This is a genomic window from Inquilinus sp. (genome assembly GCF_057815775.1).
Map to the genome: position 1 here is coordinate 1 of NZ_JBYRFX010000072.1, position 2,948 is coordinate 2,948.

General features: G+C 70.1%; 2 protein-coding genes. One reads left to right on the plus strand and one right to left on the minus strand.

The genetic code is table 11. From position 1 onward, the window contains the following. The first annotated feature begins 39 nt into the window (after window positions 1-39). Window positions 40-1,221, plus strand: coding sequence for a M20 metallopeptidase family protein (locus tag AC3XYG_RS02770; protein ID WP_489138282.1), 1,182 nt, complete (start codon window positions 40-42; stop codon window positions 1,219-1,221). 24 nt (window positions 1,222-1,245) lie between these two features. On the opposite strand, the gene AC3XYG_RS02775 is transcribed toward AC3XYG_RS02770, so the two are convergent. Further along, the gene (locus AC3XYG_RS02775) at window positions 1,246-2,631 is read right to left on the minus strand and encodes an FAD-binding oxidoreductase (protein WP_489138283.1); all 1,386 of its coding nucleotides are present in this window, start codon (window positions 2,629-2,631) and stop codon (window positions 1,246-1,248) included. Window positions 2,632-2,948 lie beyond the last annotated feature (317 nt).

Genomic DNA, 2,948 nt, shown 5'->3' on the forward strand with positions numbered 1-2,948 from the left:
AATCAGTGTCAGCAACCGGCGGCGCAGGAGATGTGTTCGATGGACAGACGCAACGATATCGGGGCCTCGATCGACGAGGCGGTGCAGGCGATCGCGCCCGGCCTGATCGAGGTCCGGCGCGACATCCATGCCCATCCGGAGATCGGCTTCGATGTCGAGCGCACCGCCGGCGTCGTCGCGGCCGAACTGGACAAGCTCGGCATCGCCTACCGCAGCGGCATCGGCCGCACCGGCATCGTCGCCGACATCAAGGGCGGCGCACCCGGCCCGATGCTGCTGATCCGCGCCGACATGGACGCGCTGCCGATCAACGAGATGACCGGCCAACCCTTCGCCAGCATCGTGGCCGGCAAGATGCATGCCTGCGGCCACGACATCCACACCGCCACCCTGATCGGCGTCGGCGCCGTGCTGAAGGACCTGGCGCCGCAGCTGCGCGGCACCATCCGGCTGGTGTTCCAGCCGGCCGAGGAGACGCAGGAGAGCGGCGCCGCGGCGATGATCGCCGATGGCGCGCTGGACGGCGTCGACATGGCCCTGGCCTTCCACAACAGCCCGGGCATGCCGACCGGCAAGTTCGGTTATATCCACGGCGCCAGCACGGCGTCGGCCGACAGCTTCGACATCGTCGTGCGCGGCCGGTCGGGCCATGCCGCGCGGCCGCAGGACACGATCGACCCGATCGTCGCCGCCGCCTATCTGGTGACCCAGCTGCAGACCGTGATCTCGCGCGAGATCAACCCGGCCGAGGGCGCGGTGGTGACCATCGGCAGCATCGCCGGCGGCGCCACCCACAACATCATCCCGGACAGCTGCACCCTGCGCGGCACTGTCCGGGCACGCTCGCCCGGGGCCCGGGCGACGGCCGAGGCGGCACTGCGCCGGATCGTGCAGGGCATCGCCCTGAGCCACCGGGTCGAATGCGACCTGGACTACCAGCTCGGCGTGCCGCCGCTGATGAACGACGAAAAGATGCTGGACGCCACGGTCGCCGCGGTGCGCCAGCAATTCGGCGACGCGGTGCATGAGATCCCGCCCGGCTTCGGCGCCGAGGATTTCGCCTTCTTCTCCGAACGGGTGCCGTCCTTCCACCTGCGTGTCGGCGCGTCGCAGCCGGGCCGCGACGACCACCTGCACAACTCCGACTACCAGCCGGACGAGCGCTGCATCGGCCTGGGCGTCGCCGCCCTGTCGCGCAGCGCCGTCGAGCTGCTGTCCTGATCCAGGCGTCCTGACGGCGAGCCGTCAGCGCGCCGGCAGGATGTTCTGGTTCAGGCTGAAAAAGTTGGCCGGGTCGTATTTGGCCTTGAGCTGGGCCAGCCGCGCATGGTTCGCGCCGAAGGCGCCGCGGACCGCGTCCGCATCTTCGCCGAGGAAGTTCAGGAGGTAGCCGCCGCTGGAATGGGGCTGCAGCGCATCCGACATGGCGCGCGCCCAGCCGATATGGGCCCCTTCCTCCGCCGGGTCGGTCCATTGCGCGTTGATGCCGACATTGAACTCGGCCTGGCGCTGGGCGAAGGCGGTCTCGGCCGGGCCGACCCGGCCGGCCGCGCCGCCGTAGAATTCGACCAGCGCGCCGGACAGGGCCGACGGCGCCTGGTTGCCGTGTTCGACGATCAGGTCGATCGCCTCGTCGCTCAGCGCCGTCAGGAAGCTCGACTTCCAGTAGTTGTAGGTGCCGTCCGGGAACGACCCGTCGGCCAGGGTCTGCATCGCCGGGAACGGCATCGGCTGGACCACATCCATCAGCGGCGTGCCGAAGCGGCGCAGCGGCGCCACCACCTTCTCGCCTTCGGCCAGGTCGCCGCTGTAGCACAGCGCCACCGCCGAGGCCGGCATCCCGTCGGGCGTGGAGATCAGGCCGCAATAGGCGGTCAGCTCCTCCGGCGCCGTGGCCATGAAATCGCGATAATGGCGCAGCAGCGAAGCGGCCTGGGCGCGCGGATAGATGATGAGGCCGCCGAGCACGGTCGACACCGGATGCGCCCGGAACAGGAAGGAGGTGACGATGCCGAAATTGCCGCCGCCGCCGCGCAGCCCCCAGAACAGGTCGGCATTGGTCTCGGCATCGGCGGTGACGATCTCGCCCGTGGCGGTCACCACCTCGCAGGACAGCAGGTTGTCGCAGGCCAGGCCGTGCTTGCGCACCAGCCAGCCGACACCACCGCCGAGGGTGAGGCCGGCGACGCCGGTGCGCGACACCACGCCCAGCGGTACCGCCAGCCCGTGCAGATGCGTCTCGCGGTCGACCTCGGCCAGCAGCGTGCCGCCGCGCACCCGCACCGTCCGCTGCACCGGGTCGACGAACACGCCGGTCATGGCGGAGAGGTCGATGACGATGCCGTCGTCGCACAGCGCCCGGCCGCCGACATTGTGGCCGCCGCCGCGCACCGCCACCAGCAGGTCCTGCTCCCGCGCGAAGCGGATTGCGCGGACCACATCGGCCACCCCGGCGCAGCGGGCGATCAGGCCTGGATGCTTGTCGATGCTGGCGTTCCAGATCCGGCGCGCCGTCGCATAGGCGGCATCATCCGGCAGGATCGCCTGGCCGGCGAACCCCTCCCGGAAGGCTGCGATCGCGGCGGTGTCGACGATGGCGCCGTCGCGCCGCTTCAGGCTGGGGGTCTGCATGGGTCTTCCTTACCGGGACAGATCGGATCAGCCGGCAGGCTGGACGGCGGCAGTTACCCGACCGTGTCAGCGGCGGACCATCCGGGCTACGGCTGTAGGCCTCCGCCGTTTCGCAGTACCGTGCTGTGTCTGCTTCCGCCATGGCGGGGGAAGACGGATTCTTCCATCCGGCCTGGAATCAGTGTCAGCAACCGGCGGCGCAGGAGATGTGTTCGATGGACAGACGCAACGATATCGGGGCCTCGATCGACGAGGCGGTGCAGGCGATCGCGCCCGGCCTGATCGAGGTCCGGCGCGACATCCATGCCCATCCGGAG

Coding starts and splice junctions, on each gene's coding strand:
- AC3XYG_RS02770 (WP_489138282.1), top strand. CDS start 40: ATGGACAGACGCAACGATATCGGGGCCTCGATCGACGAGGCGGTGCAG.
- AC3XYG_RS02775 (WP_489138283.1), bottom strand. CDS start 2,631: ATGCAGACCCCCAGCCTGAAGCGGCGCGACGGCGCCATCGTCGACACC.